This window comes from Pantoea sp. T14, from assembly GCF_036663535.1.
Classification (GTDB): domain Bacteria; phylum Pseudomonadota; class Gammaproteobacteria; order Enterobacterales; family Enterobacteriaceae; genus Pantoea; species Pantoea phytostimulans.
In genome coordinates this window covers 39,819-54,825 of sequence record NZ_JAWUEB010000002.1, presented here as the reverse complement: position 1 = coordinate 54,825, position 15,007 = coordinate 39,819, and the positions used below count along the sequence as shown (strand labels likewise).

Here is a 15,007-nt window from a genome sequence, read left to right as displayed (position 1 = left end):
TAAGGTAAAGAACAGAATGGCTAAACACCTTTTTACGTCCGAGTCTGTATCAGAAGGACATCCTGATAAAATCGCTGACCAAATTTCTGATGCCGTACTTGATGCGATCCTCGAGCAGGATCCTAAAGCGCGCGTGGCCTGCGAAACTTACGTTAAAACCGGTATGGTTCTGGTTGGGGGTGAAATCACTACCAGCGCCTGGGTTGATATCGAAGAGATCACCCGTAACACCGTTCGTGAAATCGGCTATGTTCATTCCGATATGGGCTTTGATGCCAACTCTTGCGCCGTTTTAAGCGCGATTGGCAAGCAATCACCTGATATCAACCAAGGCGTTGACCGCACCGATCCGCTGGAACAAGGCGCGGGCGATCAGGGCTTGATGTTTGGCTACGCAACCAACGAAACTGACGTGCTGATGCCTGCGCCAGTGACTTATGCACACCGTTTGGTGCAGCGTCAGGCTGAAGTCCGTAAAAATGGTTCACTGCCGTGGTTGCGTCCAGATGCGAAAAGCCAGGTCACTTTCCAGTACGATGACGGCAAAATCGTCGGTATCGATGCTGTTGTCCTGTCAACTCAGCACGCTGAAGATGTTAGCCAGCAAGATCTGAAAGAAGCGGTAATGGAAGAGATCATCAAACCGGTTCTGCCAGCAGAATGGCTGAATGCTTCAACCAAATATCACATCAACCCAACGGGTCGTTTCGTTATCGGTGGCCCAATGGGCGACTGTGGCCTGACGGGTCGTAAAATCATCGTTGATACCTACGGCGGCATGGCACGTCATGGCGGCGGTGCGTTCTCAGGTAAAGATCCATCAAAAGTTGACCGTTCAGCGGCTTATGCTGCGCGCTATGTGGCTAAAAACATCGTGGCTGCGGGTTTGGCGGATCGTTGTGAAATCCAGGTTTCTTACGCAATTGGCGTCGCTGAACCGACCTCCATCATGGTTGAAACGTTTGGTACCGAGAAAATCTCTACCGAACAGCTGACTTTGCTGGTGCGTGAGTTCTTCGACCTGCGTCCATACGGTTTGATTCAGATGCTGGATCTGCTGCACCCGATCTACAAAGAGACCGCAGCTTATGGTCACTTTGGTCGTGAGCACTTCCCATGGGAAAAAACAGACAAAGCTGCTCAACTGCGCGACGCTGCGGGCCTGTAATTTTTCTCTCGGGTCCCATCCGAAAACCCTGTTGATGAAGCAGGGTTTTTTATTGCCTGTTTTTTGCTAACCGATCGCCCTCTCATCCCTAATGCTACAAAGTTACGAGTCAAAAAAACGGCTTACGCTGCTTTCAAATCTCTTCAGACAGCTTTTTTCGTTATCTCAACTACACTTCTTTCGCCAATCCTGACAACAAAATGTTAACGATTACAATTTGAAACGCTTTAGTTATCTGCAATTTAGGAATTAAACGGCGTAGTTATTGTAATAAAAATGCGTTATTTTCAGCGTCATCTGATTGCCGATAATAAGAGCATTGTCAGAAACTTAAAGAGTGCTATACCTCTCTGGTTACTTGACCTTTCCGGGTTATAAATGCTGAATTTCAGGGTTTCAGCGTGTGTAAGCGATTACACTGATGTGATCGCCCTCACTTTTTTCCGGCAAAAGGTTTTTTAACATTGATAAAAACAACGATGGATAAACTTGGAGGCAACAATGCCTGGCAATACACAAAAAAGCAGAACTTCAAATAAGGCGATGACCTTATTTGTCTGCTTTCTGGCGGCTCTCGCTGGCCTGCTGTTCGGTCTGGATATCGGCGTTATTGCCGGTGCACTGCCGTTTATCGCTAAAGACTTTAACGTTACGGCACACCAACAAGAGTGGATCGTCAGTTCCATGATGTTCGGTGCGGCTGTGGGTGCTATTGGTAGCGGCTGGATGTCTTCGCGTCTGGGCCGTAAGAAAAGCCTGATGGCGGGTGCGATTCTGTTCGTTATCGGTTCTTTGTGGTCGGCAATGTCGCCGAACCCTGAAATGCTGATTTGGGCACGCGTGCTGCTGGGCCTGGCGGTGGGCATCGCTTCTTACACTGCCCCGCTTTATCTTTCCGAAATTGCGCCAGAAAAGATTCGCGGCAGTATGATCTCGCTGTACCAGCTGATGATTACCATTGGTATTCTTGGCGCGTATTTGTCTGATACCGCATTCAGCTTTACCGGCAACTGGCGTTGGATGCTGGGTGTAATCACCATTCCAGCCCTGCTGCTGCTGATCGGCGTTTTCTTCCTGCCAAACAGCCCGCGCTGGCTAGCGGCTAAAGGTAACTTCCGCGATGCGCAGCGTGTACTGGATCGTCTGCGTGACACCAGCGAGCAAGCAAAGCGTGAACTGGATGAAATCCGCGAAAGCCTGAAAATCAAGCAATCTGGCTGGGGTCTGTTTAAAGAAAACAGCAACTTCCGTCGTGCGGTGTTCCTCGGCATTCTGTTACAGGTGATGCAACAGTTCACCGGTATGAACGTCATCATGTATTACGCACCGAAAATCTTTGAGATTGCGGGTTTCTCTAACACCACTGAGCAGATGTGGGGCACAGTGATTGTAGGTCTGGTCAATGTGCTGGCGACCTTCATCGCGATTGGTCTGGTGGATCGTTGGGGCCGTAAGCCAACGCTGATTCTGGGCTTTATGGTGATGGCGGCAGGCATGGGCATTTTGGGTACGATGCTGCATATTGGCATTGATTCTCAGGGCGCGCAGTACTTCGCCATTGGCATGCTGCTGATGTTTATCGTTGGTTTTGCAATGTCTGCCGGTCCGCTGATCTGGGTACTGTGTTCTGAAATTCAACCGCTGAAAGGCCGCGATTTCGGTATCACCGTGTCCACCACCACCAACTGGATTGCGAACATGATTGTGGGCGCTACCTTCCTCACGATGCTGAACACCTTGGGCAACGCGTCGACCTTCTGGGTCTATGCCCTGCTGAACCTGTTCTTCATCCTGCTGACGGTGATGCTGATTCCGGAGACCAAGAACATCTCGCTGGAACACATCGAACGCAACCTGATGAAAGGCAAAAAGCTGCGTGATATTGGTTCTCAGAACTAATTAGCAAGCAACAACGGCGGGAAGTCCCGCCGTTTTCTTTTCCAATATTGAGTTCCCGCCCGCGCCCGCTTATTCTTGGCCCCATGAAAACACCTCGTCTTCCCATCGCGCTACAGCAAGCCGTGATGCGCTCGCTGCGCCACTCGCTTGAGTTGGCTAATCAAAAATTAGCGCGCAGCTATCCCGAACCCAAACTGATTTATCAACAGCGTGGCACCGCAGCTGGCACCGCCTGGCTAGAAAAGTGGGAAATCCGTCTCAATCCCGTTTTGCTGTTAGAGAATCAACAAGCCTTTATTGATGAAGTGGTGCCGCATGAGCTGGCTCATCTGCTGGTGTGGAAACATTTTGGTCGCGTTGCGCCCCATGGCAAAGAGTGGAAATGGATGATGGAAAGCGTGCTTGGCGTGCCTGCCCAGCGTACTCACCGCTTTGAGGTGGAATCGGTGCGCAGTCGCACCTTCAACTACCGCTGTCAGTGCCAGCAGCATCATCTCACTGTGCGTCGTCATAATCGCGTCGTGCGTGGAGAAAGCGAATATCGCTGCGTGAGCTGCGGCAGTCTGTTAAAGCCAGGCGACTATTTGCCATCCTGACCAGGATTCTCATTCCGCGTGATTCCTCATTCTGTTACCCTGCCGCCCTTTTTTGGCTCTACGTAGATTGTTGGAATATGTCTCGCAAAATTATTGTTGCTGTTTCGCTGTTATTTGCCCCGTTTGTTGCCAGCGCCCTAAGCCTGAATAACTATCATCAAAACAACTTCCAGCAGGCCAAAGCCTATGCGGCGCAAATCAATGCTGATGCGCCAGGAACGTTTTACTGTGGCTGTAAAATCAACTGGCAGGGGAAAAAAGGCGTCCCCGATCTCAACAGCTGTGGCTACAAGGTTCGTAAAAATGCGAATCGCGCCAAGCGGATTGAATGGGAACACGTCATGCCAGCGTGGGAGTTTGGTCATCAGCGCCAGTGTTGGCAAAACGGTGGACGCAAGAATTGCAGTAAAGATGCTGAATATCGCCGAATCGAAACCGATCTGCACAACCTGCAACCTGCGGTGGGTGAAGTAAATGGTGATCGCGGGAATCTGGCATACAGCCAATGGAACGGCGGTGAGCAGCCTTATGGACAATGCGGTATGAAAGTCGATTTCAAAAATAAGATTGCCGAGCCGCCAGCGCGCGCGCGGGGGGCTATTGCGCGGACCTATTTCTATATGCGCGATCAATATCATCTGCGCCTTTCTCGTCAGCAAACCCAGCTGTTTACCGTATGGAACAAGCTTTATCCCGTTACGCCATGGGAGTGTGAACGTGACAAACGCATCGCTCGCATACAGGGTAATCACAATCCTTATGTGCAGCAGGCTTGCCAGCGCTAAAATCCCTGCCCTAAACTAGTTGTTTCTTCTATTCCGCCGCGTAATACAGCGCGGCGTTCAGTTCTCAGGAACCTTATGCGCATACCTCGCATTTATCAGGCCGAACCGCTTAGTGTAGGCAGTGAAATTACGCTGGATGAAGACGCATCCAATCATGTAGGCCGCGTGCTGCGCATGACCAGCGGTCAACGCCTTGAACTGTTTGATGGCACTAATCTGACTTTTGCAGCAGAGATCACGCATGTTGATAAAAAGCGTGTAAAAGTAACTGTTTTAGAGAGCCAACCCGATGATCGTGAATCACCGCTGTTTATGCATTTGGGCCAGGTGATGTCACGCGGTGAAAAGATGGAATTCACCATTCAGAAATCGATTGAGCTCGGCGTTAATGTCATCACGCCCTTGTTTTCCGAACGCTGCGGCGTAAAGCTGGATGCTGAAAGGCTGGCGAAGAAGATTCAGCAGTGGCAGAAAATTGCGATTGCGGCTTGCGAGCAGTGTGGTCGCAACCGCGTGCCGGAAATTCGCGAAGCCATGACGCTGGAAGCCTGGTGTGCAGAAGCAGACGAAGGATTGAAACTTAACCTTCATCCACGCGCCAGCCACAGCATCAACACGTTGCCGCAACCGGTTAAGCGAGTACGCTTGTTGATTGGCCCAGAAGGCGGCCTTTCCGCAGAAGAGATCGCAATGACAGCGCAACACGATTTTACTGACATTCTGCTTGGCCCACGGGTGTTACGCACCGAAACAACCGCGCTGACGGCCATTACGGCACTTCAGGTGAGGTTTGGTGACCTGGGTTAAGCGATAATTTCTAAGACGCACGCAGCACACACGGCGTCCTGACTGTTCAGCCCAACGCTGACGCATGGAACGAGACGGTAAATGCCGCCTCATTGAGGAGATAATAATGATTAAGCTTGGCATCGTGATGGACCCCATCTCGTCCATCAACATTAAAAAAGACACCAGCTTCGCCATGTTGCTGGAAGCACAGCGTCGTGGTTATGAAATTCACTACATGGAGATGGGCGATCTCTCGCTGCGTGGCGGCGTCTCCTATGCTCGCACGCGTCTGCTGAGCGTCGACCAAAACTATGACAAGTGGTATGAGTTCGGCAGCGAGCAAGAGATTGAACTCTCTGAGCTGAATGTTGTACTGATGCGTAAAGATCCGCCGTTTGATACGGAATTCATTTACGCGACCTATATTCTGGAGCGCGCAGAAGAGTTGGGTACGCTGATCGTGAACAAGCCGCAAAGCCTGCGTGACTGTAACGAAAAGCTGTATACCGCATGGTTCGCGGAGTTCACGCCAGATACGCTGGTAACTCGCAATAAAGAGAAGCTGCGCGCGTTCTGGCAAGAGCACGGTGACATCATCATGAAGCCGCTGGATGGCATGGGTGGCGCGTCAATTTTCCGTGTGAAAAAAGATGATCCTAACTTTTCAGTGATTGTTGAAGCCCTGACTAACCACGGAAGTTACTTCTGCATGGCACAAAACTTTATCCCGGCGATTAAAGAAGGCGACAAACGCGTTCTGGTCATCGACGGTGAGCCTGTGCCTTATTGCCTGGCGCGCATCCCACAAGGGGGTGAAACCCGCGGTAATCTCGCCGCTGGCGGACGTGGCGAAGCGCGTCCGTTAAGCGAAAGCGATTGGGAGATTGCCCGTCGCGTGGGTCCAACGCTGAAAGCAAAAGGGCTGATTTTTGTAGGCTTGGACATCATCGGTGATAAACTGACTGAAGTGAACGTGACCAGCCCAACATGCGTGCGTGAAATTGAAGCAGCATTCCCGATCTCCATCACCGGCATGTTGATGGATGCTATCGAGAAGCGTCTGGGCTGAGCATGACGTCGGAGCTCTGCTCCGTGATCAACCCAACACCGGCGCGGCAACTGCGCGCCGGTTATTTTTGGTACATCGAGTGAGAATGAATTTACAGCATCATTTTTTGATTGCCATGCCTTCGCTGCAAGACCCTTTCTTTAAACGTTCTGTGGTTTACGTGTGTGAACACAATGAAGAAGGGGCGATGGGACTGATCGTCAACAAGCCCATGGAAAACCTGACGGTGGAAGGCATTCTTAAAAAGCTCAAGATCTCTTCTGAAGATCGCGATCCTGCTATTAAGTTGGACAAACCGGTGTTTACCGGCGGTCCGTTAGCGGAAGATCGCGGCTTTATCCTGCACTCTGCACAACGCATTTTTACCTCCAGTATTCGCATCTCTGATACCACCATTATCACCACCTCGCGTGATGTGCTGGAAGCGATTGGTACACAATCACAGCCAGAAAACGTGTTGGTAGCACTGGGTTACTGTGCCTGGGAAAAAGACCAACTGGAGAACGAACTCATGGAGAATGCCTGGCTGACCACGCCCGCCAATAGCAATATTTTGTTTAAAACGCCCATTTCTGAGCGATGGCGTGAAGCAGCGCGCAGTATTGGCGTTGATATTCACAACATGGCCAGCGACGCCGGACACGCCTGATGTCAAATCAAACACTGTTAGGTTTTGATTTCGGCACCAAGAGCATTGGCGTGGCGATAGGTCAGCAACTCACCGGTAGCGCCCGCCCGCTCGCAGCGCTTAAAGCGCAGGATGGCACGCCAGACTGGCTACAAATCGAAAAGCTGTTGAAAGAGTGGCAGCCCGATTTTGTGGTTGTCGGATTGCCGCTGAATATGGACGGCACCGAGCAAGAGTTAACCGCGCGAGCACGTAAGTTTGCTAATCGGCTGCATGGCCGCTTTGGCGTTCGTGTTGAGCTGCAAGATGAACGTCTGAGTACGGTAGAAGCACGTGCTGGCTTGTTTGAACGCGGCGGTTATCGTGCGCTAAACAAAGGTTCAGTCGATTCGCAATCAGCGGCGATCATTCTGCAAGACTGGTTTGAAACGCACTACTAAGCACGTTATTCATCATCACCTAACTTATCCATGACCCGCACCCCGCGCTTACTAAGCAATGAAGCGCGGCACGTCACGGTGTGTCCTTAATGAGCCCTTCCGCCTTTCGTGCCAGTAAACTCTGCTCAAAGGTCTGCATACCCGCTTGCGCGCCGGTTTGGAGAACACCAGGAATTTGATGCATCTTGCCTTCCCTGATTAAATTCGCCACTGCGGGCGTTGCTATCAGGACTTCAAACAAGCCAATGCGTTGACCTTCGAGTGAGGGCACTAATCGCTGAGCGATCACCGCTTTAAGACTGCCCGCCAGTTGCGAACGCACCAGATTTTTCTCCTCAGCGGAAAAGAGATCGACCAACCGATCAACCGCCTGCGCAGCGCCGCGCGTATGCAACGTTGCCAGCACCAGATGCCCAGTCTCTGCTGCTGTCAGCGCCTGTCGAATCGTGTCGCTGTCGCGCAGTTCGCCCAATAAAATCACATCAGGATCTTCGCGTAATGCCGCTTTAATCCCCTGGTTAAAAGCAGTGCAATGCACACCAATTTCTCGCTGCTGAATCAGTGATTGCTGGCTGTTATGAATAAACTCAATGGGATCTTCTAGCGTGATGATGTGCCGCGCCTGCTGTCTGTTGAGCGCATCGACCATTGCTGCCAGCGTAGTGGATTTGCCGCTGCCGGTCGCGCCAGTGATCAAAATCAGCCCCTCCTCTTTTTCCAACAGCAAGGGCACAATAGCGGGTAAGCGCAAGCTCGCCAGCGTTGGACACTGGTTGGCAATAGTGCGTAATGCCAAAGACAAACCTTGCCGCTGGCGGAAGAGATTGGCACGCAGTCGCTGTCCACCCGGCAAACTCAAGGCGAAATCAAGCTGACCTTCGGCTTCAAGCTGCCGCCGCTGCGGATCGTCCAGCCATTGCTCAATAAACGTATCCATCCACGCCGCGCTGACTTTCGGCCAGTCGGGTATCGCTTCCAACCTGCCCTGCCGTCGCCAGTAAGGCAAATGTCCGTTGCAAAGGTGCAGATCGGCGGCGTTATGCTTTACACTAAGGCCCACCATTTCATCCAGATCCATAATTTCTCCTGACTATGACCTCAATCCAGCACAACCTACAGCAAGTGCGGCAGCGTATCGCTGCCGCTGCCGCGCGTTGCGGCAGAGCGCCAGAAGAAATCACCTTACTTGCAGTAAGCAAAACTAAACCTGCGAGCGCCGTCGAAGAAGCCGCCGCAGCCGGGCAAATTCCCTTTGGGGAAAATTACGTGCAGGAAGGGGTTGAAAAGGTTCAGGCACTGGCCGCACATCCTCATTTGGAATGGCACTTCATCGGTCCGTTGCAGTCCAATAAAAGTCGTTTGGTGGCGGAAAACTTTGCCTGGTGTCATACCGTTGATCGCCAGCGTATTGCGCAGCGCCTGAATGACCAGCGTCCGTTAACGTTGCCGCCGCTTAATGTGTTAATTCAGGTAAATATCAGTGACGAGAACAGCAAATCTGGCATCATGCTGGAGGCCCTTTCCGAGCTGGCGCAGCAAATAGCAGAATTGCCGCAGCTGCGATTGCGTGGATTGATGGCCATTCCCGCACCAGAAAGTGATTACGATCGGCAGTTGGCGGTATGCCAGCAGATGGCCGACGCGTTCCAGCAGTTGAAACAGCATTATGCCGATGTCGACACACTCTCTTTGGGGATGAGTGATGATATGGAAGCCGCTATTGCCGCAGGCAGCACCATGGTGCGCATCGGCACTGCAATCTTTGGCGCGCGAGATTACGCGAGCAAACCACAACAATAATTGAGGAACTTCATGTTAACAATGACGTTTTTAGTCAAAACGCTGATCGATCTCTACGTCATGGTGCTGCTGCTGCGCATCTGGATGCAGTGGTCCCGCTGTGATTTTTACAACCCGCTGGCGCAGTTTGTCGTCAAGATTACTCAGCCTATTATCAAGCCGTTACGCCGTATCATTCCTGCGTTAGGGCCGATTGATACCGCTTCGCTGCTGCTGGCTTTTGTGCTGACTACACTCAAATATCCGATCCTGCTATTGATTCAAGTGGGCGTATTCTCGCTTGATCCTACCAACCTGCTGGTTGGCCTGCTGTCGCTGGTGAAATCTGCCGGTTATCTGGTGTTCTGGGTCATTATCATTCGCTCTCTCATGAGCTGGATTAGCCAAGGCCGCGGCCCTGTCGATCAGGTGCTGATTCAACTGACCGAACCCTTGATGGCGCCCATTCGCCGTATTCTGCCTGCTATGGGCGGCATCGACTTCTCAGCGATGATCGTGATTCTGGTGTTGTATGCCCTGAACTTCCTCGGCATGGACCTGTTCCCAGGTCTCTGGTATTTGCTGTAATCGAATTAACTGGAACTGTTATGCAAAAAGTTGTGCTCGCTACCGGTAATCCCGGCAAAGTACGTGAACTGGCGGACCTGCTGTCCGCCTTTGGCCTGGATATCGTGGCGCAAACCGAGCTTGGCGTGGAATCCGCTGAAGAAACCGGTCTGACCTTTATCGAAAACGCCATTCTCAAAGCGCGTCATGCGGCGCAAATTACTGGTTTACCCGCCATTGCCGATGACTCGGGTTTGGCGGTAGATGCGCTTGGCGGCGCGCCGGGCATCTATTCGGCCCGCTACGCTGGCGAAGAGGCCAGCGATCAGCAGAACCTTGAGAAGCTGCTCGCAGCGATGGAAAATGTTCCCGACGATCAGCGTCAGGCGCAATTCCATTGCGTGCTGGTTTATCTGCGCCATGCTGAAGATCCTACACCGCTGGTGTTTCACGGCAGTTGGGAAGGTGAAATCACGCGTGCTTCAGCGGGTGTCGGTGGCTTCGGGTACGATCCCATTTTCGCCGTTCCGGCTTTAGGTAAAACCGCCGCTGAGCTGAGCAAAGCGGAAAAAGGCGCGGTTTCTCATCGGGGTAAAGCATTGACGCTGTTGCTGGAAGCGATGCGTAATGCCTAATTTGCCGCCACTCAGTCTCTATATCCACATTCCATGGTGCGTACAGAAATGTCCCTACTGTGATTTCAATTCCCATGCGTTGAAAGATGAGATGCCGCACGTTGAGTATGTACAGCATTTACTCAACGATCTGGATAACGATCTGCCGCTGATAAATGGACGAGAAGTCCGTACCATTTTTATCGGTGGCGGCACGCCAAGCTTGTTAAGCAGCAACGCGATGCAGATGCTGATGGACGGCGTACGTGAGCGTCTGACGCTGGCGGCTGGCGCTGAAATCACCATGGAAGCGAATCCAGGCACGGTAGAAGCCGATCGTTTCAGTGCTTACCAGCGCGCCGGTATCAACCGCATTTCCATCGGGGTGCAGAGCTTTAGCCCGCAGAAGCTTCAACGTCTGGGGCGCATTCACGGTCCAGAAGAGGCGAAGCGCGCCGCTCATCTCGCTGAAGGACTGGGACTGCGCAGCTTCAATCTTGATTTAATGCACGGCTTGCCTGACCAAACGCTTGAGGAAGCGCTCGACGATCTGCGTCAGGCAATTGCGCTGAATCCGCCGCATCTGTCGTGGTATCAGTTGACCATCGAGCCAAACACACTGTTTAGTTCGCGTCCGCCGGTACTGCCCGATGACGATGCGCTGTGGGATATCTTCGAGCAGGGAGATCAACTCCTGACCGCAGCCGGTTATCAGCAATATGAAACCTCGGCTTACGCCAAACCGGGTTATCGCTGTGAACACAATCTCAATTATTGGCGTTTTGGTGATTACCTCGGTATCGGGTGCGGTGCACACGGCAAGTTAACCCAACCCGATGGCCGCATTGTGCGCACGGTGAAAACCAAGCATCCACGCGGTTTCATGAAAGGCACTTATCTGGATAAGCAGTACGAGGTTGCCGATGCCGAAAAGCCGTTCGAATTTTTCATGAATCGTTTCCGTTTGCTGGAAGCGGCACCACGCCATGAATTTTCGCTTTATACCGGCTTAGCGGAAGAGGTCATTCGTCCACAGATAGACGCAGCCATTGCGGCAGGCTATGTGATTGAGACTGAAGAGCACTGGCAGATCAGTGAGAAAGGAAAATTGTTTCTGAATTCGCTATTAGAACTGTTTTTAGCCGAAGAATAGCGGCGAAAAGAAATAATGAAGCCTCAGTCCGAACTTTCAGGCTGAGGCTTTTATTTATTTTTTCAGACCGCTAACCAAGCCCTTACGCTGATCCTCTAGCGTAATAACGCGATTACATACTTCATGGCCGAAGTTCTTGAAATCCTGCTCCTGATTACTCCACTCAGCCTGAATTGACTGCTGAAGCCCACCAAGATTTCCCATAATCGCCTGCAACGGATTGCTGCCGTTGACGGCCTGCTTACTGCCCATCTCGTTCAGGCTGTCCTGCATCACGCCGCCTAACGTGGTTTGCACCAGTTGTTCGCCGTCTGCACGTACTTGATCAATCGCCTGATGATGGAAGGTTAAACCATCGGCACGATGTTCAATAATGCGGTTCATCTGCTGCTTCAGCTGACTATTGAGCGTAGTCAGGCGATTACGCACGTTGCTGTTCGCACCCAGTTTCTCAACAATGACGCGATCCAACGCCACGCGGCTCTTTTCAAGTCGTGACGTTGCGCCACTATCGATCCAAGGCAGATCACGGCGTAAACCATTCTGGTAATCAATTGCTTTCTGGCGGCTGGCATTATCCACTGTCACTGGCTGACCATTGAATGTTATGTCACCCTGCGGCGTGATTTCCAGATTGCCGTTAGTCCCCACCACCTGCACGCTCTGCGGCTTAATGACGACATCATCTTGAGGTTTCACGCTGCACTCATAGGCAGCCTGAGCCTGTGTTGCCGCCAGCAGCAGCGCAGCAAGAACCGTTTTACGAACCATAAACTCTCCCGATCTCACTGAAACTATAACGACAGGTCTGCCGTGCGTCGCAGCGAATTGGATGCCGACCAGCGCAGCGCATTCGGCGCGTACATAAATACGTGAGAATGCGAGCCCTGCACGATGCTCAAGTCGCCAGTAAGCCAGGCAGATATAGAACTTAGTCCCACCAGATATCGAAGAGTTCAGTCACTTGCACATCGTGCAGGTTGCGATCCTGTAACCATTTGCGCACCAGTTCACGGTGCTCATCGGTGCATTTACCGTCTTTCTGCAGGCAAACCAGCCCTTCCCACGCCAGATAACCACTGCCGTCAAACGCCAGGCCATTTGGATCAATCGCTTCATTAATAAACTGATTCAGCGTTTCATCGATTTCAGTTTCAGACGTGCCTTCGGCAAAGCGCCAAGCAACAGAAAAACCGAGTTCCTGAAATTCATCGATATGCATTTTTTTACGTAAACGGCGGCTGCGTTGTGTGGCCATTATTTCACCCTCTCAAACATTAAATCCCATACGCCATGGCCTAAACGCTGCCCGCGTTGCTCAAATTTAGTCAATGGACGCGTCTCAGGACGCGGCACGTAATCCTGACTTTCGGACTGATTCTTATAACCGTCGATGCTGTTCATGATTTCCAGCATATGAACCGCGTAGGCTTCCCAGTCAGTCGCCATGTGGAACACGCCGCCCAGCTTCAGCTTACGCATAACCAGCTCGGCAAACGGCACTTGTACAATGCGACGCTTGTTGTGGCGCGCTTTGTGCCATGGATCGGGGAAAAAAAGTTGCACCATACGCAGCGAATTATCTGGGATCATTTTCTCCAGCACTTCCACCGCGTCATGGCACATCACGCGCAGATTCTCTACGCCCGCCTCTTTTGCTGCACCCAGACATGCGCCTACGCCCGGCGCATGAACTTCTATACCCAGGAAGTTCTGATGTGGTGTGTTTTGCGCCATAGTCACCAGAGAAGCGCCCATGCCAAAACCAATTTCCAGGGTAATCGGTGCTTCACGACCAAAGAGTTGCAGCAGATCGATGGGCTCCGGCTGGTATTCCACGCCCATCTCCGGCCAGTAATTATCGAGCGCCATCTGCTGGCCTTTGGTCAGGCGGCCCTGGCGGCGTACAAAACTGCGAATGCGGCGCAATGGGCGTCCATTCTCATCAAATTCTGGGGTGATGACGTCATTAATCATGTCGAAGCCTGCTGGTTAGCCTGTTCTGGGAAACGGGCATTATGCAAAGTTCATAAGCAGAAGCAAGCCTTTGCCATCTTCCGGTTTACACTCAGATGCGCATGTGCTGGAATTCCTGCCTGAGTGTAGAGTAACCACGGAAAATTTCCTTCTTATGATGCAAGCGCCGCAGTTCGCGCAACAGGTGCTGGATTGGTATCAGCGCTTTGGCCGCAAAACCCTGCCGTGGCAGCTGGAGAAAACACCTTATAAGGTGTGGCTGTCCGAAGTGATGTTACAGCAAACCCAGGTTGCTACTGTTATTCCCTATTTCGAACGCTTTATGGCACGTTTTCCTACGGTCAGCGATTTAGCCGCTGCGCCGTTAGATGAAGTGCTGCATCTGTGGACCGGTTTAGGCTACTACGCGCGTGCGCGCAACCTGCACAAAGCGGCGAAACAGATTGTTGATGTGCACAAAGGCGTATTTCCACGCAATTTTGATGATGTCGCGGCGCTGCCTGGCGTAGGCCGTTCAACGGCAGGCGCGGTGTTGTCGTTGTCGCTTGGACAACATTTCCCCATCCTCGATGGCAACGTGAAGCGCGTGCTGGCACGGTGCTACGCGGTGGCGGGATGGCCGGGCAAAAAAGAGGTCGAAAAGCGCTTATGGCAGATCAGCGAAACCGTTACGCCTGCTGAAGGCGTCAGTGAGTTCAATCAGGCGATGATGGATCTCGGCGCCATCGTTTGCACCCGCTCAAAACCGAAATGCGAAATTTGTCCGCTTAACAGTGGTTGTATGGCTTATGCCGACAGCAGCTGGTCGAGCTATCCCGGTAAAAAGCCGAAACAAACCCTGCCAGAGCGCAGCGGCTGGTTCCTGATGATCCAGCATGGCGATGACGTCTGGCTAGAGCAGCGTCCGCCAGTGGGATTATGGGGCGGCCTGTTTTGCTTCCCGCAATTCACCACCGAAGAGGCGCTGATTGACTGGTTAATCGCGCGGGGTATTCACGCAAAACCGCAGCAGCTGACCGCGTTTCGCCATACCTTTAGCCACTTCCATTTGGACATCGTGCCAATGTGGCTGGCATGGCCTTCTGTCGGGTCGGCGATGGATGAAGCGGACGGTCTCTGGTATAACTTAGCGCAGCCACCGGCAGTGGGATTAGCCGCACCTGTCGAGCGACTTTTGCACGAGTTGCGCCATCCCCAGCAACTGGCTTTGCACAGTTGTGAGATCAATGAGGAAGAATAATGAGCCGCACTATTTTTTGTACCTTTTTACAACGCGACGCTGAAGGCCAAGACTTTCAGCTCTACCCTGGCGATCTGGGTAAACGCATTTACAACGAGATTTCCAAAGAAGCCTGGCAGAAATGGATGGCCAAGCAGACCATGCTAATCAACGAGAAAAAGCTCAGCATGATGAACCCAGAAGACCGCAAAGTGCTGGAAAAGGAGATGGTTAATTTCCTGTTTGAAGGCAAAGACGTGCACATTGAAGGCTACACGCCGCCAGAAGCGTAAACATTTTTGGCCTCCTCGTTGAGGCCGTTAT

General features: G+C 52.1%; 18 protein-coding genes. 14 read left to right on the top strand and 4 right to left on the bottom strand.

The window, feature by feature from the left end; all coding sequences use genetic code 11:
• Positions 1-16 precede the first annotated feature (16 nt).
• From metK to ruvX, 8 genes are all read left to right on the top strand, one after another.
• Positions 17-1,168, top strand: a complete 1,152-nt coding sequence (gene metK, locus SC127_RS00555; RefSeq protein ID WP_215845661.1) for a methionine adenosyltransferase — start codon at positions 17-19, stop codon at positions 1,166-1,168.
• 501 nt (positions 1,169-1,669) lie between these two features.
• A complete protein-coding gene (locus tag SC127_RS00550) occupies positions 1,670-3,067 on the top strand; it encodes a sugar porter family MFS transporter (protein ID WP_243079007.1) in 1,398 nt (465 codons plus the stop codon).
• An 83-nt stretch (positions 3,068-3,150) separates the two neighbouring features.
• Positions 3,151-3,663, top strand: a complete 513-nt coding sequence (locus tag SC127_RS00545; protein WP_215845659.1) for a SprT family zinc-dependent metalloprotease — start codon at positions 3,151-3,153, stop codon at positions 3,661-3,663.
• A gap of 77 nt (positions 3,664-3,740) precedes the next feature.
• Entirely contained in the window at positions 3,741-4,448 is a 708-nt protein-coding gene (gene endA, locus SC127_RS00540; RefSeq protein ID WP_243079006.1) for a deoxyribonuclease I, read from the top strand.
• A 75-nt stretch (positions 4,449-4,523) separates the two neighbouring features.
• Positions 4,524-5,255, top strand: coding sequence for a 16S rRNA (uracil(1498)-N(3))-methyltransferase (gene rsmE / locus SC127_RS00535; protein ID WP_215845658.1), 732 nt, complete (start codon positions 4,524-4,526; stop codon positions 5,253-5,255).
• Between the two features lie 106 nt (positions 5,256-5,361).
• The gene (gene gshB / locus SC127_RS00530) at positions 5,362-6,306 is read left to right on the top strand and encodes a glutathione synthase (RefSeq protein ID WP_243079004.1); all 945 of its coding nucleotides are present in this window, start codon (positions 5,362-5,364) and stop codon (positions 6,304-6,306) included.
• Between the two features lie 85 nt (positions 6,307-6,391).
• Complete coding sequence (locus tag SC127_RS00525; RefSeq protein ID WP_215845657.1) at positions 6,392-6,955, top strand: YqgE/AlgH family protein; 564 nt, start codon at positions 6,392-6,394, stop codon at positions 6,953-6,955.
• Complete coding sequence (gene ruvX / locus SC127_RS00520; protein ID WP_215845656.1) at positions 6,955-7,374, top strand: Holliday junction resolvase RuvX; 420 nt, start codon at positions 6,955-6,957, stop codon at positions 7,372-7,374. Before SC127_RS00525 ends, ruvX begins: the two co-directional genes overlap by 1 nt.
• A gap of 73 nt (positions 7,375-7,447) precedes the next feature.
• On the opposite strand, the gene SC127_RS00515 is transcribed toward ruvX, so the two are convergent.
• The gene (locus SC127_RS00515) at positions 7,448-8,452 is read right to left on the bottom strand and encodes a type IV pilus twitching motility protein PilT (RefSeq protein WP_332624868.1); all 1,005 of its coding nucleotides are present in this window, start codon (positions 8,450-8,452) and stop codon (positions 7,448-7,450) included.
• A gap of 14 nt (positions 8,453-8,466) precedes the next feature.
• Here SC127_RS00515 and SC127_RS00510 point away from each other — a divergent pair, with 14 nt between their 5' ends.
• Genes SC127_RS00510 through hemW form a run of 4 tightly spaced genes read left to right on the top strand, consistent with a single transcriptional unit; the run spans position 8,467 to position 11,487 of the window.
• On the top strand, positions 8,467-9,174 hold the full coding sequence (locus SC127_RS00510; RefSeq protein ID WP_243079002.1) for a YggS family pyridoxal phosphate-dependent enzyme: 708 nt from the start codon (positions 8,467-8,469) through the stop codon (positions 9,172-9,174).
• Between the two features lie 12 nt (positions 9,175-9,186).
• Entirely contained in the window at positions 9,187-9,741 is a 555-nt protein-coding gene (locus SC127_RS00505; protein ID WP_215845654.1) for a YggT family protein, read from the top strand.
• 20 nt (positions 9,742-9,761) lie between these two features.
• The gene (locus SC127_RS00500; RefSeq protein WP_215845653.1) at positions 9,762-10,355 is read left to right on the top strand and encodes an XTP/dITP diphosphatase; all 594 of its coding nucleotides are present in this window, start codon (positions 9,762-9,764) and stop codon (positions 10,353-10,355) included.
• Complete coding sequence (gene hemW, locus SC127_RS00495) at positions 10,348-11,487, top strand: radical SAM family heme chaperone HemW (protein ID WP_215845652.1); 1,140 nt, start codon at positions 10,348-10,350, stop codon at positions 11,485-11,487. Before SC127_RS00500 ends, hemW begins: the two co-directional genes overlap by 8 nt.
• A gap of 54 nt (positions 11,488-11,541) precedes the next feature.
• On the opposite strand, the gene SC127_RS00490 is transcribed toward hemW, so the two are convergent.
• The 3 genes from SC127_RS00490 to trmB form a co-directional block, all read right to left on the bottom strand.
• On the bottom strand, positions 11,542-12,258 hold the full coding sequence (locus SC127_RS00490) for a DUF2884 domain-containing protein (RefSeq protein WP_215845651.1): 717 nt from the start codon (positions 12,256-12,258) through the stop codon (positions 11,542-11,544).
• A gap of 160 nt (positions 12,259-12,418) precedes the next feature.
• Positions 12,419-12,745, bottom strand: a complete 327-nt coding sequence (locus tag SC127_RS00485; protein ID WP_215845650.1) for a YggL family protein — start codon at positions 12,743-12,745, stop codon at positions 12,419-12,421.
• Positions 12,745-13,464, bottom strand: a complete 720-nt coding sequence (gene trmB / locus SC127_RS00480) for a tRNA (guanosine(46)-N7)-methyltransferase TrmB (protein ID WP_243079001.1) — start codon at positions 13,462-13,464, stop codon at positions 12,745-12,747. Before trmB ends, SC127_RS00485 begins: the two co-directional genes overlap by 1 nt.
• Positions 13,465-13,618: 154 nt before the next feature.
• On the opposite strand from trmB, the gene mutY reads away from it, so the two are divergent.
• Complete coding sequence (gene mutY, locus SC127_RS00475) at positions 13,619-14,704, top strand: A/G-specific adenine glycosylase (RefSeq protein WP_243079000.1); 1,086 nt, start codon at positions 13,619-13,621, stop codon at positions 14,702-14,704.
• Positions 14,704-14,976, top strand: a complete 273-nt coding sequence (locus tag SC127_RS00470; RefSeq protein ID WP_243078999.1) for an oxidative damage protection protein — start codon at positions 14,704-14,706, stop codon at positions 14,974-14,976. Before mutY ends, SC127_RS00470 begins: the two co-directional genes overlap by 1 nt.
• The last annotated feature ends 31 nt before the right edge of the window (positions 14,977-15,007 follow it).

What these genes read in the sequence shown, in the direction of transcription:
- metK (WP_215845661.1), top strand. Translation starts at nt 17, where the DNA reads ATGGCTAAACACCTTTTTACGTCCGAGTCTGTATCAGAAGGACATCCT.
- SC127_RS00550 (WP_243079007.1), top strand. Translation starts at nt 1,670, where the DNA reads ATGCCTGGCAATACACAAAAAAGCAGAACTTCAAATAAGGCGATGACC.
- SC127_RS00545 (WP_215845659.1), top strand. Translation starts at nt 3,151, where the DNA reads ATGAAAACACCTCGTCTTCCCATCGCGCTACAGCAAGCCGTGATGCGC.
- endA (WP_243079006.1), top strand. Translation starts at nt 3,741, where the DNA reads ATGTCTCGCAAAATTATTGTTGCTGTTTCGCTGTTATTTGCCCCGTTT.
- rsmE (WP_215845658.1), top strand. Translation starts at nt 4,524, where the DNA reads ATGCGCATACCTCGCATTTATCAGGCCGAACCGCTTAGTGTAGGCAGT.
- gshB (WP_243079004.1), top strand. Translation starts at nt 5,362, where the DNA reads ATGATTAAGCTTGGCATCGTGATGGACCCCATCTCGTCCATCAACATT.
- SC127_RS00525 (WP_215845657.1), top strand. Translation starts at nt 6,392, where the DNA reads ATGAATTTACAGCATCATTTTTTGATTGCCATGCCTTCGCTGCAAGAC.
- ruvX (WP_215845656.1), top strand. Translation starts at nt 6,955, where the DNA reads ATGTCAAATCAAACACTGTTAGGTTTTGATTTCGGCACCAAGAGCATT.
- SC127_RS00515 (WP_332624868.1), bottom strand. Translation starts at nt 8,452, where the DNA reads ATGGATCTGGATGAAATGGTGGGCCTTAGTGTAAAGCATAACGCCGCC.
- SC127_RS00510 (WP_243079002.1), top strand. Translation starts at nt 8,467, where the DNA reads ATGACCTCAATCCAGCACAACCTACAGCAAGTGCGGCAGCGTATCGCT.
- SC127_RS00505 (WP_215845654.1), top strand. Translation starts at nt 9,187, where the DNA reads ATGTTAACAATGACGTTTTTAGTCAAAACGCTGATCGATCTCTACGTC.
- SC127_RS00500 (WP_215845653.1), top strand. Translation starts at nt 9,762, where the DNA reads ATGCAAAAAGTTGTGCTCGCTACCGGTAATCCCGGCAAAGTACGTGAA.
- hemW (WP_215845652.1), top strand. Translation starts at nt 10,348, where the DNA reads ATGCCTAATTTGCCGCCACTCAGTCTCTATATCCACATTCCATGGTGC.
- SC127_RS00490 (WP_215845651.1), bottom strand. Translation starts at nt 12,258, where the DNA reads ATGGTTCGTAAAACGGTTCTTGCTGCGCTGCTGCTGGCGGCAACACAG.
- SC127_RS00485 (WP_215845650.1), bottom strand. Translation starts at nt 12,745, where the DNA reads ATGGCCACACAACGCAGCCGCCGTTTACGTAAAAAAATGCATATCGAT.
- trmB (WP_243079001.1), bottom strand. Translation starts at nt 13,464, where the DNA reads ATGATTAATGACGTCATCACCCCAGAATTTGATGAGAATGGACGCCCA.
- mutY (WP_243079000.1), top strand. Translation starts at nt 13,619, where the DNA reads ATGATGCAAGCGCCGCAGTTCGCGCAACAGGTGCTGGATTGGTATCAG.
- SC127_RS00470 (WP_243078999.1), top strand. Translation starts at nt 14,704, where the DNA reads ATGAGCCGCACTATTTTTTGTACCTTTTTACAACGCGACGCTGAAGGC.